This window comes from Microcystis sp. LE19-8.1F (assembly GCF_027531715.1).
In the GTDB taxonomy this organism is placed as follows: Bacteria; Cyanobacteriota; Cyanobacteriia; order Cyanobacteriales; family Microcystaceae; genus Microcystis; species Microcystis wesenbergii_A.
The window spans coordinates 1-1,445 of record NZ_JAPZSO010000107.1; the positions used below are offsets into that span (position 1 = coordinate 1).

At 44.5% G+C, this 1,445-nt stretch carries 1 protein-coding gene and 1 pseudogene; one reads left to right on the forward strand and one right to left on the reverse strand.

Annotated elements, in window-relative coordinates; all coding sequences use genetic code 11:
• Positions 1-631 precede the first annotated feature (631 nt).
• Complete coding sequence (locus tag O9334_RS10800) at positions 632-901, reverse strand: hypothetical protein (protein ID WP_079209051.1); 270 nt, start codon at positions 899-901, stop codon at positions 632-634.
• A 333-nt stretch (positions 902-1,234) separates the two neighbouring features.
• On the opposite strand from O9334_RS10800, the pseudogene O9334_RS10805 reads away from it, so the two are divergent.
• Positions 1,235-1,445 (forward strand): annotated as a pseudogene (locus O9334_RS10805) (IS701 family transposase); the annotation flags it as partial.

A 1,445-nucleotide genomic window follows, 5' to 3' on the forward strand; every position in this document is an offset into this window, starting at 1 on the left:
CCTCCTAAATATTGTCTGAAGCCGTTTTTTTGCGCTTCGTTTTTGAAGCAATTGTCAAACCGCCGACACCATCGGTCAAAGCAGGGGGGCATCGCTAGGGGTTGTCTCTTTCATCGCCGATTTCTCAACGTTAAGTGCTTACTCTGTAACGATTATACTCGATTAAACCTTTGTTGAGCGTTTAAGTCCCAATAGCTGTTCTATCTTCAAACCTAACTGCGCTACTAGCTGTCTGACGCTGGCGGTCGTTCTCTCCCAATCCTCTGCGCCAATTCCTGGTATCAACCGTAGGTGCTTTTCATCCATGCCCCTTAGATTACCAGATTTCGTCCCCCCCTGAACGGTTACGTAATGACAGACTTAGTTGATCACCTCAAAGCGCAATCCCTCTCGGAGAAAGGAATTGCACTCTCAGATGTTAGTCACGACTATTGAAAATTGCTATTAACGCGATGTGCAACTAAAAACGACAGAATCAGGGTTCCAGAGGATACTTTATCTCTGCTAATTTCTGAAAGCCTTGTAAATCAAGACTAAAAATATAGTTGCACATCGCGTTATTAGCTATTTTTTCCTGGACTCTAGCCACTATTTTCAGAGATTGCTGTAATGCGGATTCGTTGACATCCGTTTAGGTGGATTGACGGGCCAGAAATTGTCGTTGATAGTCTAAAAACTCGCCATGCCATTCCGCAAAACGCCGCTCCCCATCTTTGACTAAAAATTGGCGGTAGGCTTCCGAGGAAATCCAAGGCTTTGTTGGACGTTGTTGGTCCCAACGAGCTTGGTATTCCGCCGTTGATTGACGGCAGTAGTTGTGATAATTTTGGTGCCATTCGCGATAGCGCCGTTCTCCATCCCGCACGAGGGCCTGGCGATAGGCTTCTGAAGATAGGCTCATGGTGTTACTCCTTTTCAAATCCCTCTCAGGGCTTGGCCATAATTATAACACAATGCGTGAACTACCCAGCGCTGACCTCTCGTCAAGGTTTCTTTGCTATCTCAACTGCTGGATTTTGTCCCGCTTTGCGTTGCTACCCTTTTCTGCTATCGGTGATTTGAGCGTGAATTTTGGCTACTTTGATACCCCTAGAACTTACGCATTGACAAAAAGGCTTAAATGTGGGTGGTCTAATTTTGGTAGTCTTAGATACAATTTCTCTCTCGACTCTTGACAAAACCCTCTCCGATTTGATTTCCTGACACAAGGGCATCTCTTATAACAGAACAACTGATGAGAAACATTACGAAGCCAACAACTGCTCAATGTAATCTGGCTATTTACACCCTATTTTTGCTCTGCAAACCTAAATATATAAGCTGTGTTCGTTTGGCTCAAATTCTGGGCAATTTATCTCCTGACAGTGTCAATCGTTTCTTGTGGCGAGAGAACTATACACTCAAGGATTTGTTTGATGAAGTGGCTCCTCAAATCGAACTTGAAG

Bases quoted from the DNA above. Each gene is read 5' to 3' on its own strand.
- O9334_RS10800 (WP_079209051.1), bottom strand. From the start codon at position 901: ATGAGCCTATCTTCAGAAGCCTATCGCCAGGCCCTCGTGCGGGATGGA.